Origin of the sequence: Rahnella sp. ATs2 (assembly GCF_051851855.1) — a bacterium.
Taxonomy (GTDB): domain Bacteria; phylum Pseudomonadota; class Gammaproteobacteria; order Enterobacterales; family Enterobacteriaceae; genus Rahnella; species Rahnella variigena.
The window spans coordinates 40,804-57,884 of the sequence record NZ_JBLYPL010000004.1 but is presented as its reverse complement, the minus strand read 5'-3'; the positions used below and the strand labels follow the sequence as shown (position 1 = coordinate 57,884).

At 53.2% G+C, this 17,081-nt stretch carries 14 protein-coding genes; 1 reads left to right on the top strand and 13 read right to left on the bottom strand.

The window, feature by feature from the left end:
• Nucleotides 1–174: 174 nt before the first annotated feature.
• From rnr to nnr, 13 genes are all read right to left on the bottom strand, one after another.
• Nucleotides 175–2,673, bottom strand: a complete 2,499-nt coding sequence (rnr, locus tag ACJY2G_RS04820) for a ribonuclease R (RefSeq protein ID WP_112286825.1) — start codon at nucleotides 2,671–2,673, stop codon at nucleotides 175–177.
• Between the two features lie 41 nt (nucleotides 2,674–2,714).
• Entirely contained in the window at nucleotides 2,715–3,140 is a 426-nt protein-coding gene (gene nsrR / locus ACJY2G_RS04815; protein ID WP_013573769.1) for a nitric oxide-sensing transcriptional repressor NsrR, read from the bottom strand.
• 226 nt (nucleotides 3,141–3,366) lie between these two features.
• A complete protein-coding gene (locus tag ACJY2G_RS04810) occupies nucleotides 3,367–4,665 on the bottom strand; it encodes an adenylosuccinate synthase (RefSeq protein ID WP_112286826.1) in 1,299 nt (432 codons plus the stop codon).
• 144 nt (nucleotides 4,666–4,809) lie between these two features.
• Nucleotides 4,810–5,010 carry a DUF2065 domain-containing protein gene (locus ACJY2G_RS04805; protein WP_120162421.1) on the bottom strand — a complete coding sequence of 67 codons (201 nt, stop codon included), beginning with the start codon at nucleotides 5,008–5,010 and terminating at the stop codon, nucleotides 4,810–4,812.
• 94 nt (nucleotides 5,011–5,104) lie between these two features.
• Complete coding sequence (hflC, locus tag ACJY2G_RS04800; RefSeq protein WP_112286828.1) at nucleotides 5,105–6,106, bottom strand: protease modulator HflC; 1,002 nt, start codon at nucleotides 6,104–6,106, stop codon at nucleotides 5,105–5,107.
• A 2-nt stretch (nucleotides 6,107–6,108) separates the two neighbouring features.
• The gene (gene hflK / locus ACJY2G_RS04795; protein ID WP_113877087.1) at nucleotides 6,109–7,413 is read right to left on the bottom strand and encodes an FtsH protease activity modulator HflK; all 1,305 of its coding nucleotides are present in this window, start codon (nucleotides 7,411–7,413) and stop codon (nucleotides 6,109–6,111) included.
• Nucleotides 7,414–7,446: 33 nt separating this feature from the next.
• Nucleotides 7,447–8,751: a ribosome rescue GTPase HflX gene (hflX, locus tag ACJY2G_RS04790; protein ID WP_014333660.1), complete on the bottom strand. Its 1,305-nt coding sequence runs from the start codon at nucleotides 8,749–8,751 to the stop codon at nucleotides 7,447–7,449.
• 98 nt (nucleotides 8,752–8,849) lie between these two features.
• Complete coding sequence (hfq, locus tag ACJY2G_RS04785) at nucleotides 8,850–9,158, bottom strand: RNA chaperone Hfq (RefSeq protein ID WP_013573763.1); 309 nt, start codon at nucleotides 9,156–9,158, stop codon at nucleotides 8,850–8,852.
• Between the two features lie 114 nt (nucleotides 9,159–9,272).
• Complete coding sequence (miaA, locus tag ACJY2G_RS04780; protein ID WP_439291414.1) at nucleotides 9,273–10,214, bottom strand: tRNA (adenosine(37)-N6)-dimethylallyltransferase MiaA; 942 nt, start codon at nucleotides 10,212–10,214, stop codon at nucleotides 9,273–9,275.
• Nucleotides 10,207–12,108 (bottom strand): DNA mismatch repair endonuclease MutL, encoded by a 1,902-nt coding sequence (gene mutL, locus ACJY2G_RS04775; protein ID WP_430320060.1) that lies wholly within the window; start codon nucleotides 12,106–12,108, stop codon nucleotides 10,207–10,209. The genes miaA and mutL overlap by 8 nt, the downstream gene beginning before the upstream one ends.
• Before the next feature lie 32 nt (nucleotides 12,109–12,140).
• Nucleotides 12,141–13,901: an N-acetylmuramoyl-L-alanine amidase AmiB gene (gene amiB / locus ACJY2G_RS04770; RefSeq protein ID WP_430320061.1), complete on the bottom strand. Its 1,761-nt coding sequence runs from the start codon at nucleotides 13,899–13,901 to the stop codon at nucleotides 12,141–12,143.
• Between the two features lie 7 nt (nucleotides 13,902–13,908).
• Nucleotides 13,909–14,376, bottom strand: a complete 468-nt coding sequence (gene tsaE / locus ACJY2G_RS04765) for a tRNA (adenosine(37)-N6)-threonylcarbamoyltransferase complex ATPase subunit type 1 TsaE (RefSeq protein WP_112286833.1) — start codon at nucleotides 14,374–14,376, stop codon at nucleotides 13,909–13,911.
• Between the two features lie 10 nt (nucleotides 14,377–14,386).
• Nucleotides 14,387–15,901: a bifunctional ADP-dependent NAD(P)H-hydrate dehydratase/NAD(P)H-hydrate epimerase gene (gene nnr, locus ACJY2G_RS04760; RefSeq protein WP_430320062.1), complete on the bottom strand. Its 1,515-nt coding sequence runs from the start codon at nucleotides 15,899–15,901 to the stop codon at nucleotides 14,387–14,389.
• Here nnr and queG point away from each other — a divergent pair.
• On the top strand, nucleotides 15,900–17,054 hold the full coding sequence (gene queG, locus ACJY2G_RS04755; protein ID WP_279920187.1) for a tRNA epoxyqueuosine(34) reductase QueG: 1,155 nt from the start codon (nucleotides 15,900–15,902) through the stop codon (nucleotides 17,052–17,054). The genes nnr and queG overlap by 2 nt on opposite strands.
• Nucleotides 17,055–17,081: the final 27 nt, after the last annotated feature.

The following is a 17,081-nucleotide window of genomic DNA, read 5'->3' as shown; positions in this document are numbered from 1 at the left end:
CAAGTTAACAGGGATTGCGGGCGATTCTATCATACCCTTCATCATTCATGCTGCAGATGCGTTGGCGGCACTCAGTCACCCGAATCACTTACCTGAGTAAGCTCATCGGGATTCCTTCGTTTGCCGCCTTCCTGCAACCTGAATGCTTTCGGGTAGAATACCAGCCCGTCTGACTTAGCTTTCTGCTGACTTTTTCTTCGCGCGTTTGGCTCTGGTGGCCGCAGCAATTTTTGCTGTTTTATCAGAAGGCTTTTTAGCTTTCTTCGGCTTACCGTCTTTACCGACCGCGCTTACCGCTTTCTCTTTCTTCGGCTTGGCGGGTTTCGCGTCATCTTTGCGGAAGGCGCTGTCCGGCTCGAAGTTCACGTTTTTCTTACCGGTGCGACGACGGCCGGCGTTGGCCGGTGCTGCGGAACGCATAGAACGCTCGCCGCCTTTTTTAGCGCGATCGCGTGCGGTTTTGCCTTCACCACGCGCTTTGCGGGTGCTGGAAACCAGCGCGAAATCGATTTTACGCTCATCCATATGCACGGCTTCAACACGGATTTCGACGGTATCGCCGAGGCGGTAAACGGCACCGGAAGACTCGCCGACCAGACGCTGGCCGATGTTATCGTAACGGTAGTAATCGTTGTCGAGCGAGGACACATGCACCAGTCCGTCGATGAACAGATCGTTGAGGCGCACGAAGAAGCCGAAGCCGGTCACGCTGGCGATGATGCCGGTGAAGACTTCACCCACGTGATCCTGCATAAAGTCACATTTCAGCCAGTCCGCCACGTTACGGGTCGCTTCGTCCGCACGGCGTTCTGCCATTGAACAATGCTCGCCTAACTGCAACATGTCTTCGTAATCACTGTGCCAGCCGCCGGTTGGCGTCCAGCGATCTTTCAGCGTGCCGTGCTCTTTCGCCAGCAGGTACTTGATCGCACGGTGCAGCGCCAGATCCGGATAACGACGGATTGGTGAAGTGAAGTGTCCGTAAGATTGTAATGCCAGACCAAAGTGGCCACGGTTTTCCGGATCGTAAATCGCCTGTTTCATCGAACGCAGCAGCATAGTTTGCAGCATTTCGCGGTCAGGACGATCGGCCAGTTCATCCATGATCTGAGCGTAATCTTTCGGCTCAGGTTTCATACCACCGCCCATCACCAGACCCAGTTCGCCCAGCACGCTTTTCAGCGCAGAAATATGGTCATCACTTGGACGGTCATGCACACGGAACAGCGCCGGCTCATTATGTTTTTCAACAAAACGCGCCGCAGCAATATTCGCCAGGATCATGCACTCTTCAATCAGTTTGTGGGCGTCGTTACGCACGGTCGGTTCGACACGTTCGATACGGCGCTCGGCATTGAAGATAAATTTAGCTTCTTCGGTTTCGAATGCGATACCGCCACGTTCTGCACGCGCCTGATCCAGCACTTTGTACATGGTGTGCAGTTCAAGCAAATGCTTAACCAGCGGCGAATACTGCTCGCGCAGTTCCGGATCGCCTTCGATGATGCGCCAGACTTTGTTGTACGTCAGACGTGCGTGGGAGCTCATCACCGCTTCGTAGAATTTAGAGCTGGTCAGTTTGCCCTGCGCGGAGATAGTCATCTCACAGACCATACACAGGCGGTCTACCTGCGGGTTCAGGGAACACAGTCCATTGGACAGCACTTCCGGCAGCATCGGGACAACCTGCGACGGGAAGTAAACGGACGTCGCGCGGCTGCGAGCTTCGTCGTCCAGCGCGGTGCCGTGACGGACGTAATAGCTCACGTCGGCGATGGCGACCCACAGGCGCCAGCCACCGCCGCGTTTTTTCTCGCAGTACACGGCGTCATCGAAGTCACGCGCGTCTTCACCGTCAATGGTAACCAGCGGCAGGCTGCGTAAATCGACACGGCCTTTTTTCGCTTCTTCCGGCACCTGTTCGCTCAGATCTTCGACCTGTTTCAGAACCTGTGGCGGCCAGACGTGCGGAATTTCATGAGTGCGCAGCGCGATATCCACCGCCATGCTGGTACCCATTTTATCGCCGAGGACTTCAACGATTTTACCCACCGCTTTGGTCCGGCGGGTCGGACGCTGAGTCAGTTCAACAACAACCATATAGCCCATGCGCGCACCGTTAATGGCGTCGGCCGGGATCAGGATGTCAAAGCTCAGACGACTGTCGTCAGGCACCACAAAACCGGCACCGGCATCAGTAAAGTAACGGCCAACAATCTGGCTGGTTTTCGGCACCAGAACACGCACAATGCGCGCTTCACGGCGGCCTTTACGGTCGGTGCCGACCGGCTGTGCCAGAACCACGTCGCCGTGGATGCACATTTTCATTTGTTCAGCAGAAAGATACACATCGTCTTTCTTCACGCCTTCGAGGCGCAGGAATCCGTAACCATCGCGATGGCCGATAACCGTGCCTTTCAGCAAGTCCAGACGCTCCGGCAGCGCGTAGCACTGACGGCGGGTGAAGACTAACTGGCCATCACGTTCCATCGCGCGCAGACGACGGCGCAGGGCTTCCAGCGCTTCTTCTCCGGACAGATTCAGTTCGTTACCGATTTCTTCCCGGCTGGCTGGGGTTTCACGTTTCGCGAGATGTTCCAGAATGAATTCACGGCTGGGAATAGGTGATTCGTATTTTTCTGCTTCTCGTTCCAGGAATGGATCTTGTGACATAGCGGTTCCTCCGTTGTCATCAGCAGTTTGTTGAGAGTCTTTCATTCAACAAGCAATAATTTGTAGAGCGTTGAGTTGTCTTTGACCATATCGGCCAGAGTGTACTGATTCAGCTCATCAAGAAAATGTTCTACAGCAGTGTGCAGGACTTGTTTTAGCCGGCATGCAGGCGTGATATGACAAAAGTCGCTGGCACAATTGACCAGCGAAAGAGGTTCCAGTTCGCGCACCACGTCGCCAATGCGAATGGTCTCTGCGGGCTTGCCCAGTTTGATCCCTCCGTTCTTTCCGCGAACGGCAGTCACCAGGCCAGCACGGCTCAACTGATTAATGATTTTCACCATGTGGTTGCGCGATACACCGTAAACCTCGGTGACCTGCGAAATATTGGTCATCTGATCATCCGGCAACGAAGCCATATAAATCAACGCTCTCAAACCATAATCAGTAAAACTCGTTAACTGCACACATACCTCTGGGTAGCTATTACCCGGTCTTTCCACGTCAGCCATGCCAACAGGGTGAAGATGATTGTTTATTATGACACTTTGATGATAAACCAGCCGCGAACTTTGCAGCTAATCATTTAGATAGTGGATGGTTTATGGAAAGTACACAAGAGAAGGGATTCACAAAAAAATAAACCGGGCAGTTTTGCCCGGTTAGACGTTTTTACGCAATCAGCTCAAGCTGTTATGCGTCAAACGGGTCGCGCAGGATCATGGTTTCGCTACGATCCGGGCCAGTAGAGATAATATCGACCGGCACTTCTGTCAGCTCTTCAATACGCTTGATGTAGTTCAACGCTGCCTGTGGCAGGTTTTCTACTTCTTTCACGCCGAAGGTGGTTTCGGTCCAGCCAGGCATGATTTCGTAAATTGGCTCGATACCTTCCCAGCCTTCAGCAGCCAGCGGAGTGGTGGTCATTTCGCGGCCATCAGGCATACGGTAACCGACACACAGCTTCACTTCTTTCAGACCGTCCAGCACGTCCAGTTTGGTCAGACAGAAACCAGACAGGGAGTTGATCTGCACAGAACGACGTACAGCCACGATGTCCAGCCAGCCACAACGACGGCTACGGCCAGTGGTCGCGCCAAACTCGTTACCTTGCTTACGCAGGAACTCGCCAGTTTCGTCGAACAGTTCAGTCGGGAACGGACCTGCACCCACGCGGGTGGAGTAGGCTTTGACGATACCCAGAACATAATCAACATAACGCGGACCAATACCTGAACCGGTAGCGACGCCGCCAGCGGTGGTGTTGGAAGAGGTCACGTACGGATAAGTCCCGTGGTCAATATCCAGAAGCGTGCCTTGCGCGCCTTCGAACATGATCAGGTCGCCACGCTTGCGCGCGCCATCCAGCAGTTCAGACACGTCAACAACCATAGCCGTCAGGATGTCGGCGATAGCCATGACATCATCCAACGTTTTCTGGAAATCAACGGCTTCTACTTTGTAGTAGTTAACCAGCTGGAAGTTATGGTAATCGATGATTTCTTTCAGCTTGATAGCGAAAGTTTCTTTGTTGAAGAGATCGCCTACGCGCAGACCGCGACGGGCAACTTTATCTTCATAAGCCGGGCCGATACCACGACCGGTAGTGCCGATCGCTTTATCGCCACGCGCTTTTTCGCGCGCCATGTCGAGCGCGACATGGTAAGGCAGGATCAGCGGGCAAGCTTCAGACAGTAACAGACGTTCGCGTACAGGGATGCCACGAGCTTCAAGTTCGCCCATTTCTTTCATCAACGCGTCAGGCGCCAGAACAACACCGTTGCCGATGATGCTGGTCACGTTTTCACGCAGAATGCCAGAAGGAATTAAATGAAGAACGGTTTTTTCACCGTTGATAACCAGAGTGTGACCGGCGTTGTGACCGCCCTGATAGCGCACAACATATTTAGCCCGTTCAGTAAGCAGGTCTACGACCTTGCCTTTCCCTTCATCACCCCATTGAGTGCCGAGTACGACGACGTTCTTACCCATCTCAAGAATCACCAGGTTGCTTAAAAAAGGATTCTAACATCTCATTCTGTGCTTTCCAGCACTTTTAGCACACGTTTGCGGGAAAAATTTTAATTGCGTGCTACGCGTCGCAGCAAGACGTGACACCAGGGTTGTAACAAAACCTCAGCCGCCCAGACGACTACGCAACATGTAGTAAATAACGAAGCCTGCCACCACAAGTCCCCCGCCAAAACGCCGTAAAATGTGGTCCGGAAGATTCGCCAGTGAGAGGATCATTTTTCTCCATGTTTTTGGATAAAGCATCGGCCCCAAACCTTCAAGAACCAAAACTAACGCCAGCGCCAGCCAAATTGTCGAATTCATGTTGAGTGTCTCAGTGCTTCCTTTGCGGAAAATTATACCGGTTTCAGAAAAGACAAAAGGCCCGTTAAGGGCCTTTTGGAAATTGCATCAGCAATTATTTGTTCTTTTGATCAGGAGACTTCATGAAGCGGAAGAAATCGCTGTCAGGGCTCAACACCATGACGTCGTTACCGCTCTTGAAGCTGGCCTCGTAAGCACGCAGGCTACGGATGAATGCGTAGAAGTCAGGATCCTGGCTGAATGCATCAGCAAACAGTTTCGCCGCTTCGGCATCACCTTCACCGCGGGTGATACGGGCTGTACGTTCTGCTTCAGCCACAGTACGGGTTCTTTCGTAATCCGCCGCTGCCTGGATCTTGGTCGCCTCTTCTTTACCCTGAGAAATGTGACGCAATGCCACTGCATTACGCTCAGCGCGCATACGATCGTAAATCGCGCTGGACACTTCTTCCGGCAAGTTGATTTGTTTCAGACGGACGTCCACCACTTCAATACCCAGTGCTGCCATGCTGTTCGGGTTGACCGCAGGCTGTTTGCCTTTGGTTTCCTGTTCAACACGTTTGGCCGCAGAGGCAATCGCATCATCAGCTTCAGTGGTCGCTTCAGGTTCATCACCTACGCTACCGGTGTTCAGCGCATCACGCACGTCCAGTGTCAGACGTCCACGGGAATCGGTCACGATGTCTTTCACATCAAGACGACCAATTTCAGAACGCAGACGGTCACTGAATTTACGTTTCAGCAGAATTTCTGCCTGAGACACATCACCACCGCCTGTTGCCAGGTAGTAGCGGCTGAAATCACTGATACGCCATTTCAGGTAAGAATCGACGATCAAGTCTTTCTTCTCGCTGGTCACGAAGCGGTCAGCCTGGTTGTCCATGGTCTGAATACGCGCATCGAGCATTTTAATGGATTCCACAAAAGGAACTTTAAAATGCAGGCCCGGCGCATAGACCAGCGGTTTATTATCGCTGTCACGCAGGACTTTACCGAAACGCAGCACGATCCCGCGCTGACCTTCCTGAACGACAAACAGTGAGGCATAAAGCGCCACCAGCACCACAACGACGATAAGTAAAAATGACTTACGCATTGTTATTCTCTCCCTACGCGAAGTGTATCGTCACGCTGTGCATTTGCACGGCGCTGGTCCATGACACTGCCAGACGAACGGGAACTGCTGGTACCGGCACTGCTTTTGCCATTACTGCTGGTTAAACCCGGAACGGAAGGCAACAAACCTGATTCATCATTTTTGCTGGTGTCATTGGCTGCTGCATTGCCGCCACGCAGCATCTGATCCAGCGGTAATACCATCAGGTTATTCCCTTTGTCACTCACCAGAACTTTACGGGTGTGACTGAGGACTTTTTCCATGGTTTCGATATAAAGACGCTCACGGGTAATTTCCGGCGCGGCTTTATATTCAGGTAACAGTTTGGAGAAACGGGCAACTTCACCCTGTGCTTCCAGAACAGTACGGTCTTTATAGGCTTTTGCGTCTTCCAGTAAGCGCTGTGCTTCACCGTTTGCCAGAGGCTGGATCTGGTTCGCATAAGCTTCTGCTTCACGAATAGACTGTTGCTCTCTTTCACGGGCAGCGATCGCGTTATCGAAGGAAGCTTTCACTTCTTCCGGCGGACGCGCGGTCTGGAAGTTAACGTCCTGAATAGTGATACCCATTTTGTACGGACGAATGGTTTCTTCCAGTACACGTTGGGTATCGCTACGCACCGTGGTACGGCCTTCAGTCAGGATTTTATCCATCGTGTATTTGCCGATTACGCCACGTAATGCGCTGTCCGTTGCCTGGCTCAGGCTGTCGTCAGGATTGGCGACGCTGAACAGATAAGCTTCAGGATCCGTCACGCGGTACTGTACGTTCATTTCAACGCGTACCACGTTTTCGTCAGAGGTCAGCATCACGCCAGACGCAGCAAGTTCACGTACCGATTCTACGTTCACTGCGCGTACCTGGTCGATGAAGGTCGGTTTCCAGTTCAGGCCTGGCTCAACCAGATGGCTGAACTTACCAAAACGGGTCACAACGCCACGTTCGGCTTCTTTAATGGTATAGAAACCTGTTGCAGCCCAGATAACCACCACCGCAGCGACCGCGATGCCGGCAATCCGGGTGCCACTCATTCCATGACCGGAACCGGTTGGCGCACCGTTGTTATTGCTGTTGTTGTTATTGTTGCCTGAACCTTTTCCACCGAAACCACCCAGTTTTTTGCTGAGTTTACGGAAGATATCATCCAGATCAGGTGGCCCCTGATTGCGGCCGCCTTTGTTGTCATTATTTCCACCAGAATTTCCACCAGAGTTGCCGCTATTATTATTGCTGCTGCCCCAGGGGTCGCGGTCCTGTCCGTTATTACCGGGCTGATTCCACGCCATGTTATAGCTCCATTATTCTATGATTGGTGTTCTTCAGGCCAAATCAGACAGGCTCTGGTTGCGGACATAGCTTTCCAGTTCCTGCTCTTGTTTGCAGAGGCGGCGCCAGTCAACGATGGGCATTCGCACCATCAGACCAATACTGCCATCCTCTTCAATCCATTCTTTTTCAATTGCCTGAAGCTGGTAAAAACGGCTACGAAGGCGGCCTGCTTCCGGCGGCAAGCACAATTCATGCTGCGCGATTTCGCCGGAGAGTCGCTCCGTTAATGCCTGAAATAGCAACGGAATGCCTTCACCTGTCACGGCTGAAAGCCAGACTCTGACAGGCAAATTCTCCTCGTTGCGGTCGATACGCGGGACAAAATCATCCAACATATCTATTTTGTTCATCACTAACAGCGCAGGAATTTCATCTGCTTCGATCTCTGCCAGCACCGTATTCACCGCGTCAATATTTTCCTGAACACGGATGTCCGCTGCATCAATAACATGTAATAACAGAGATGCCTGTCGGGTTTCCTGCAACGTTGCTTTAAAGGCCGCAACCAAATCATGGGGCAGGTGACGAATAAACCCTACGGTGTCCGCCAAAACTGTTTCCCCGACATCTGCGACCATAATACGGCGCAGCGTAGGATCAAGCGTAGCAAACAACTGATTGGCCACATAAACATCGGCCTGAGTAATACGGTTAAAAAGTGTGGATTTCCCGGCGTTGGTATATCCAACCAAAGACACCGTCGGAATATCCGCACGAACGCGTGAACGGCGACCTTGTTCACGCTGCTTAGCCACTTTTTCAAGACGGCTGAGGATTAAAGTGATTCTGTCTCGCAGTAAACGGCGGTCAGTTTCGAGCTGGGTTTCACCCGGACCACGTGCGCCAATACCGCCGCCCTGTCGTTCAAGGTGCGTCCAGCCACGAACCAGTCGGGTAGCAATGTGGCGTAATTGCGCCAGTTCTACTTGTAACTTACCTTCGTGTGTTCGGGCCCGCTGGGCAAAAATATCTAATATCAATCCGGTGCGGTCGACAACGCGACATTCGCATAAGGCTTCCAGGTTTCTTTCCTGGCCGGGAGACAAGGCGTGATCAAACAGGATGACAGAGGCGCCCGTTGCTTTGACGGCATCTGCGATTTCTTGGGCCTTTCCTTCACCGACAAAGTATTTAGGGTGCGGTGCCTTACGGCTCCCGGTGACGACTTGCAACGCCTCTACACCTGCAGAAGAAACCAGCGATTCAAATTCGCTCAGGTCTTCCGTGTCTTTGTCTTGCGAGAAATAGATATGAACCAGTACGGCCTGCTCACCGGCTTCATAACGGTCAAACAAGCTTGCGACCTCTCATTTGGGAAATATTCGCCAGCCGGGGGTGCATAAGCATAATCGGAATACTTATGAACCCCTTCGTGGTTGACCAACGCTGCGCTTTATTCAGCGTCATCGTTTTCCTGCTGCGGCTGTTGCGCAGACGGAGTACTACCTTGGTGATAATTGTTGGTGCTGCCCGAACCTGGATTATTGCTATGGTGTGACACCGGGCGGGAAGGCACTACGGTGGAGATAGCATGTTTATACACCATCTGGCTTACCGTATTTTTTAACAGAATGACAAACTGGTCAAAAGACTCAATCTGGCCTTGCAGCTTAATACCATTCACCAAGTAAATAGAAACCGGAACACGTTCACGACGCAATGCGTTCAGGAACGGATCTTGCAAAGATTGCCCCTTAGCCATTCTATCTTTTCCTTATTAGTTTGTTGTTTGTAACTTTGAGCCTATCGGCTCGAAAATAAATCACATAAAAAATTTGCGCGCTGAGTACTCATCAATTGTACACAATCACCCAACCTATGCACTAACAACCTGAATTACACGGTTTAAGGCCTCTTCTGGCTTCTCAGAATCGAGCCATTCGACACCCTCCCAACCTCGCAACCAGGTCATCTGACGTTTGGCCAGCTGTCGTGTCGCGCAAACACCACGATAAACCATTTCATCGTAATCGAATTCACCAGACAAATATGACCACATCTGGCGATAGCCTACACAGCGAATAGAAGGCAAATCGGTATGCAAATCGCCCCGAGCTATCAGCGTTCTGACTTCGTCTTCAAAACCATTGGACAACATCTGACTAAAACGTTCCTCGATCCGCGTATGTAATAATTCACGACGGGTCGGGGCAATCGCAAACTGATGAACACGATAGGGCAATGTTTCACCCGAAATTTTAGTCAGTTCCGTTAAAGTTTTACCCGAAATAAAAAAAACTTCCAGTGCTCTGGACAGTCTCTGCGGATCATTCGGATGAATTCGCATTGCCGCCACCGGGTCTATCTCGCGCAATTGGTCATGAAGTGCTTCCCAACCCTGCTCCGCCGCCTGCTTTTCGATACGTTCACGAACCTCAGGGTCGGCCGGTGGTAACGGGGAAAGTCCTTCAAGCAATGCCTTGAAATAAAGCATAGTCCCACCTACCAATAACGGGATCTTATTGCGTGAGGTTATTTCAGCCATTTCGCGTAATGCGTCGCGACGAAAGTCTGCCGCGGAATAAGCCTCGACCGGATCCAGAATGTCGATCAGACGGTGCGGCGACTGCGCCAGCTCTTCCGCCGTCGGTTTCGCTGTGCCGATGTCCATCCCACGATAGATTAAAGCCGAGTCCACGCTGACTAACTCAACGGGAAGATGGTTCATCAGCGACATCGCCAGTGCCGTTTTACCGGATGCGGTCGGCCCCATGATAAAGATTGCCGGGGGAAGCGCGTTGTTTTCAGAGTCAGTCATGCTTAAAAGCCGCCAGCGCGGGCTGTAAATCAAGAGGTTGCAGAAGTCCGGACGGAGGCGATTTCACCAACTGCGGGCAAAGACGCTCAACATCCGTGAGTAATTGTATGGCTTGTGAAATCGTCCAGACCTCGTGCTCACAGCCACAGTGGCGGGCAAACCACATGGCTACCGCATCAGAAGTCACCTCCTGCTGAACAGCAAGGTAACCTAACAGATCAGGTATCAACTTTTGTAAATTTTGTTGTCGTAATGGTAAAGGTACCGCGCGAACCGTCACACGATGCGACTCATTGAGCATTTCTAAACCAAAATGCTGCAATAACGTCTGATGCCGCGCCATGACAGCGGCCTCTTCTTTACTGACGTTCAGTTTAAGCGGAATCAAAAGCGGCTGCGGACGTAACCCTTCTTCCGGCGGTGTCAGCTGCGCCCATTTCAGCCAGCGATCGGCCACCGGCAACGACAGCAGCACCAGTTGTTTGCCGCGCTCGAGTAACGCATATTCCGCCGAACAGACCGTCAGCACACGTCCGAAACTCTGGCTGTGTGATTCCAGCGCCGGTTCAGCCAGTGTACGGGCCGCAGAAGCGGCAGACTTAGCGGGCTGTGCCACGACAGGAGCCGGTTCCTGTAAGATGAATGACTCCGGCGCAGGCTGCAATAAACGGCCGTAAGCCTTGCTTTCAGAAGGATTGTAAGCCGGTTCATTGCTGCGAAAAGCCGGTTCCCGGGGCTGGCTGGCACGTGCTGTTTCAGGAAACACATTTTCACGCGGTGGTGATGATTTACGTTCTGCCGGTTGCGAGAAATGATTCCCGCCTGCGGCCTGACGATTTTCTTGCTGCCAGCGTGGTGTATCTTCCTGTAGCTGTGGCTCATCCAGAACCGGCGCGCCCGCCTGCTGCAATACGGACATTACCGCCTGATAAATAAAATCGTGTACCAGCCGCGACTGATGGAAACGCACTTCGTGTTTGGCCGGATGCACATTCACATCCACCTGATGCGGATCGACATCCAGATAAAGCACATACGCAGGTTGCTGATCGTCTTTCAGCTGATCCTGATAGGCCTGACGGATCGCGTGATTTATCAGGCGATCCTTCATCATACGATTATTCACATAACAATATTGCATGTCGGTCAGGTTACGCGAACCCGCCGGATCCGCCACCCAGCCGCGGATCGCCAGGTCACCGTGACTCCATTCCACTTCCAGCGCGTGCTCGACAAATGTCGGGCTGCAAATGCTTGCCAGACGGCGGGAGAACTGCGAAGGGTCTTTGACCGCGCGATACTGGCGAATAAGCTTGCCGTTGTGGCTGAGATTGACGGACACGTCAAAGCGCGCCAGCGCAATCCGGCGGACAACTTCATCAATATGGGTAAATTCGGTTTTCTCGGTGCGCATGAACTTACGGCGGGCGGGGGTGTTGTAGAACAAATCCAGCACTTCTACGGTCGAGCCCTGCGGATGCGCCGCGGGTTTGACCGTCACCGCCATGTCGCGCCCTTCAGCGTAAGCCTGCCAGGCTTCATTTTGTTCAGCCGTGCGCGATGTCAGGATAAGACGCGAAACCGAGCTGATACTCGCCAGCGCTTCGCCGCGGAATCCCAGACTCAGGATAGCTTCGAGATCGTCAAGACAGGTAATTTTACTGGTCGCATGACGCGCCAGTGCCAGTGCCAGATCGTCTTTGCCAATACCACAGCCGTTATCGCGAATGCGGATAAGCTTGGCACCGCCGCGATCAATATCAATATCAATTCGCGTTGCGCCGGCATCAAGGCTGTTTTCCACCAGCTCTTTCACCACGGAAGCCGGCCTTTCGACAACTTCGCCCGCAGCTATCTGGTTAGCAAGTTGCGGCGGCAGTACCTTGATCGGCATAGCGGCTCCTGTGGCTGACGGTGATGAACCGCCTATGACTGTGGAATAGTTAAGGTTTGGCCGAGCTGTACCTCGCCAGACTTCATGTGATTTGCGGTTTTGATGTCATTCATACTGACACCATATTTACTCGCGATTGCCGACAACGTATCACCGCGTTTAACCGTATGTTTCGACGATTTCTTCGACGCTTTTGCCGTTGTACCAGAAGATGTGCGGGTGCCCGCTGGCACTTTCAATCGCTGGCCGACCCAGACACCGTCTTTTTTCAGTTTATTGAGATCACGCAGCGCCGCAGTCGTCGTGCCGTAGCTGTTTGCGATGCCGGTCAGCGTTTCGCCGCGGGTCACTTTATGGATCTGCGTCGCACCGGCTGCACCGGCGGTCACTTCAATCGGTCCCGGCTGATTACTGGCTTTCGCGCTACTGCCGGCCGCCGCTGCTGATGAGGCCAGCAGCGGACGGTTTTCGACCTTTGGGCCGTTTTGTATCGGATGCGACTGGAAATAATTACGCAGACCGATGTGAATGGCCCTCGCAATTTTATCCTGGTACGCGCTGCTGCCCAGCAGCCGCTCCTCAGTTGAGTTACTAATAAAGCCGGTTTCCACCAGCAGTGAAGGAATATCTGGCGAGCGTAATACGCCTAAACTGGCGTGCTCCGGCTTGGCTTTATGCAACGAGCCGACGGAGCGCAGTTCGCGCAGAACACGGGTCGCAACGTCATAGCCGACACGTTGAGAATGACCAAACTGCAAATCGAGCACGGCCTGACTCAGGTAAGGATCGGATGCGGTATTCGCCAGCACGTCACCCGCACCACCTAACAGCTCAGATTGCTTCTCGTGCTGCTCGAGCCAGTTACCCATTTCGCTGTTCGCACGGCGGTTCGATAGTACCCAGACCGATGCGCCACGCGCGCTGCGGCTTGGCGCGGCATCGGCGTGAATGGAAACCAGTACGTTGGCGTTTTTCTTACGCGCCACATCGGAACGTCCCATAACGGAAATAAAGTAATCACCGTCACGGGTTAATACCGGCTGGAACATAGGATCAGCATTCAGAATCGCCTGCAATTTCCGGGCGATGGCAATAGTGACGTTCTTTTCTTTAAGACCGCCCGCACCGATGGCTCCGGGATCCTGTCCGCCGTGACCGGCATCAATCGCGACAATGATTCTGCTGTCGCTGGTGCTGACAGTTGATGAACGCGAGTTATCAGGGGCGACGGAAGTGGAAACCACTTTAGTCTGATCGTTGGTAAACGGATTGGATTTCGACGACGGCGTGACCGTTTTGCCTGCATTTGGCGAAGGCGTATTGGTGGCTGTGACAACCGGCGCAGCACGGCGTGGTGCGGGCGCGGCGGCATTCATGGTCAGCACTACCGTGTACTGGCTGCCGTCTTTTTGTTTCGTCGCGTTGGTTCTGACTTTCTGATTCAGCTCAAACACCAGACGCTGGCTTTGTGCATTCGGCGGCGTACTGGCACGCACACGCGTCACCAGGTTCTGGCCGTTAAAATTCAGCGGCAGGCCTTTCATCACGCCGTCCTGACGGATATCCATCACCACACGTTCAGGATTATGCAGCGGGAAAAAGGAGTAATCCGGCGAACCGTCAAACGTAATCGTAATTGTCGACTGCGTCTGGCCATTGGAAACATTGATATTTTTCATGCCCGCCGCAAAAACCGGCGACGCCAGCACAGCAAACAACATCAGCGTCGATAACATCCGCGTCGATAATGACATCGCCGCCGACGTAAACAGAGAGGTAAAACGTGAGTTCATCGCGTGATCATCCTTGCTGTTGAACACGATGCAGCAAATTTATACCAGATTCGGAAACCGCCACCAGCTTCGCGGTGCGCCCGGTCTGGGAATAATCCAGCGTCAGTTCTATATCTGGTTCGGGTAACACGCCAGCACCCTGCTGCGGCCATTCCACCAGACAAATAGCATCCTGTGCGAAATAGTCTCGGATACCCATAAATTCCAGTTCTTCAGGATCAGCCAGGCGATACAAGTCAAAATGATAGACGGCGATCTTTTCCAGCTGATAAGGCTCAACCAGCGTATAGGTCGGGCTTTTCACATTGCCCTGATGCCCCAATGCCTGAAGAAATCCCCGGCTAAAGGTTGTTTTACCGGCTCCCAGATCGCCATAAAGATGGATAACCGTAGAGCCTTCGCAGGCTTTCGCCAGTGAAGCACCTAGTTGCAGCGTTGCCGCTTCGTCGGGTAGAGAGATATTAAGTTGATTCATTCAGTGATATCTATTTCTTCAGGTCTGGATTAACTAACGGGGCAATCACCGCTAAAAGATCAGTTGCCAGCATACCGCGCGTTCCCTGCCGGTGGGCAATTTCGTCTGCGGCAGCGCCATGAACTACTGAGCCCGCGCAGGCCGCATCATAAATATTCAGTTTCTGAGCCAGCAATCCGCCAATGATACCAGAAAGCACGTCGCCCATGCCGCCCGATGCCATACCGGCATTGCCGACATCTGCCAGCGCCATTTCGCCATGTTCACTGGCAATCAGACTGCCCGCACCTTTCAGCACCACCACGCCGCCATAGCGTTCCGTGAGTTTCTGCGCCGAAAGTAAGCGGTCACTCTCAATTTCCTTCACGCTGCAACCGAGTAAGCGGGCTGCCTCGCCAGGATGAGGCGTCAGTACGCGATTTTGCCGTTTCCCGGGATTGATTGCCAGCAGGTTAAGCGCATCAGCGTCCCATAACGCCGGTTTATCCCATTTTGCCGCGCGATCAACCGCCTGTTTACCCCATTCTTTCTGGCCCAGACCGGGGCCGATGACTAACACATCAGCCCATTCCAGCCCTTCATCTAGCGATGCTGCGGTCAGTTCCTGCACCATGAGCTCAGGTCTGGCGGTCAGCAACGGGCCAGCGTGCTCTTTGTGAGTGAGTACTCGCACCAATCCGGCACCGGCGCGCAAAGCGGCTTCCGACGCCATACGGATTGCTCCAGCAAAACCGGTATCGCCGCCAATCACCAATAAACGCCCGTGTTCTCCTTTATGAGAACATGGACGGCGCGGGTGCAACCATGTGCCTAACTGCGACGCGTCCAGCCGCTGTAACGCTGCCAGATGTCCACCCAGCCAGCTTTGCAGCCCCAGCGCATCACAATGTAATTTACCGGTGTAATCGCGCGCCTGTCCGGTCAGCAAACCGGGTTTAAGGGCGATGAAACTGACAGTGTACGTGGCGTGAACCGCCTTCCCCGCTGTCTGGCCAGTTTGCGCATCAAGCCCCGAAGGAATATCGAGAGATATCACAGGCAAAGATGCCGAATTAGTGGCGTCAATCAGCCCGTCGTAAGGTGCGCGGGGCGCAGAAGATAAACCGGTGCCGAGCAAACCATCAATAATCAGATCAGCATCATGCGGCCATGCAGAATCGGCAGAATTGATTTCTCCGCCACTTTTCAGCCAGCCTGTTCGCGCCATTTCCGCTTCTTCTGGCAGCGGTTTGCTCCCTTCCACGGCCAGCAGCGTCACGCGTATGCCTGCGCTTTTCGCCAGACGCGCCATTTCAAAACCGTCACCGCCGTTATTGCCGTGACCACATAAAATCAGCCAGTGACGCGTATGTGGAAATTCACGCTGCGCCAGTAAAAAAGCGGCCTTCGCCGCACGTTGCATCAGTGTAAACAGAGAAATCCCCGTTTCCTGCGCCGCCTGACGCTCAGCTTTTCGCAGCCAGTCAGCAGAAAACACGGAATGTGGTAAACTCGCCTCGTTTCGTTTTTCACGTTGGTTCGTCATGACACTCCCTCTCGATCTCGTTCAACTGGCTCAACATATCAAGCAATGGGGCCAATCGCTAGGCTTCCAGCAGGTTGGCATCTGCGATACAGACTTATCTGTTGAAGAGCCCAAACTGCAAGACTGGCTTGATAAACAATATCATGGCGAGATGGACTGGATGGCGCGCCACGGCATGTTACGTGCCCGTCCGCATGAATTGCTGCCCGGCACGCTGCGGGTGATCAGCGTGCGCATGAACTATCTGCCCGCCAAAGCCGCCTTTGCCAAAACCCTGAATAATCCGCAACTCGGTTATGTCAGCCGTTACGCCCTGGGACGCGACTATCACAAGGTGTTGCGGCAGCGCCTGAAAAAACTGGGCGACATGATCCAGGCGCATTGTACTGAGCATGCTGATCAGACCGTCACCTTCCGCCCCTTTGTCGATTCCGCGCCGGTCATGGAACGCCCGCTGGCAGCGAAAGCCGGTCTTGGCTGGGTTGGTAAACACTCACTTATTCTCAACCGTGAATCCGGCTCGTGGTTCTTTCTCGGCGAACTGCTGATTGATTTGCCGTTGCCCGTCGATCAGCCTCAGGAAGAGAAATGCGGCAAATGCGTGGCCTGTATCACTACCTGTCCGACCGGTGCCATCGTTGCGCCTTATACCGTTGACGCGCGCCGCTGTATTTCCTATCTGACTATCGAACTTGAAGGGGCAATACCGGAAGAATTCCGCCCGCTGATGGGCAACCGCATCTACGGCTGCGATGACTGTCAGCTGATCTGCCCCTGGAATCGTTATTCGCAACTGACTGATGAAGAGGATTTTAGCCCGCGCGCCGCGCTGCATGCGCCGGAGCTGGTGACTTTGTTTGGCTGGACGGAAGAGAAGTTTTTACGGATTACGGAAGGTTCGCCGATACGACGTATCGGACATCTGCGCTGGCTGCGCAACATAGCAGTGGCATTAGGCAATGCGCCCTACTCGCAGGACGTGATGGATTCGCTGCATTCGCGCGAAGGGGAAAATGCGCTGCTGGATGAACATATCAGCTGGGCTATCGCGCAACAGGTTCAAAGAAGAAATGAACATCGTATTGAAGTACAAACACTGCAGCAGAAACGGCTGATCCGAGCGGTGGAAAAAGGTTTGCCAAGGGATGCATAACATTTCCCAAAAAACGATGATCTGCTT

What these genes read in the sequence shown, in the direction of transcription:
- mutL (WP_430320060.1), bottom strand. Translation starts at nt 12,108, where the DNA reads ATGCCGATCAAGGTACTGCCGCCGCAACTTGCTAACCAGATAGCTGCG.
- queG (WP_279920187.1), top strand. Translation starts at nt 15,900, where the DNA reads ATGACACTCCCTCTCGATCTCGTTCAACTGGCTCAACATATCAAGCAA.
- miaA (WP_439291414.1), bottom strand. Translation starts at nt 10,214, where the DNA reads ATGACTGACTCTGAAAACAACGCGCTTCCCCCGGCAATCTTTATCATG.
- hfq (WP_013573763.1), bottom strand. Translation starts at nt 9,158, where the DNA reads ATGGCTAAGGGGCAATCTTTGCAAGATCCGTTCCTGAACGCATTGCGT.
- hflK (WP_113877087.1), bottom strand. Translation starts at nt 7,413, where the DNA reads ATGGCGTGGAATCAGCCCGGTAATAACGGACAGGACCGCGACCCCTGG.
- nnr (WP_430320062.1), bottom strand. Translation starts at nt 15,901, where the DNA reads ATGACGAACCAACGTGAAAAACGAAACGAGGCGAGTTTACCACATTCC.
- ACJY2G_RS04805 (WP_120162421.1), bottom strand. Translation starts at nt 5,010, where the DNA reads ATGAATTCGACAATTTGGCTGGCGCTGGCGTTAGTTTTGGTTCTTGAA.
- tsaE (WP_112286833.1), bottom strand. Translation starts at nt 14,376, where the DNA reads ATGAATCAACTTAATATCTCTCTACCCGACGAAGCGGCAACGCTGCAA.
- ACJY2G_RS04810 (WP_112286826.1), bottom strand. Translation starts at nt 4,665, where the DNA reads ATGGGTAAGAACGTCGTCGTACTCGGCACTCAATGGGGTGATGAAGGG.
- rnr (WP_112286825.1), bottom strand. Translation starts at nt 2,673, where the DNA reads ATGTCACAAGATCCATTCCTGGAACGAGAAGCAGAAAAATACGAATCA.
- hflC (WP_112286828.1), bottom strand. Translation starts at nt 6,106, where the DNA reads ATGCGTAAGTCATTTTTACTTATCGTCGTTGTGGTGCTGGTGGCGCTT.
- amiB (WP_430320061.1), bottom strand. Translation starts at nt 13,901, where the DNA reads ATGAACTCACGTTTTACCTCTCTGTTTACGTCGGCGGCGATGTCATTA.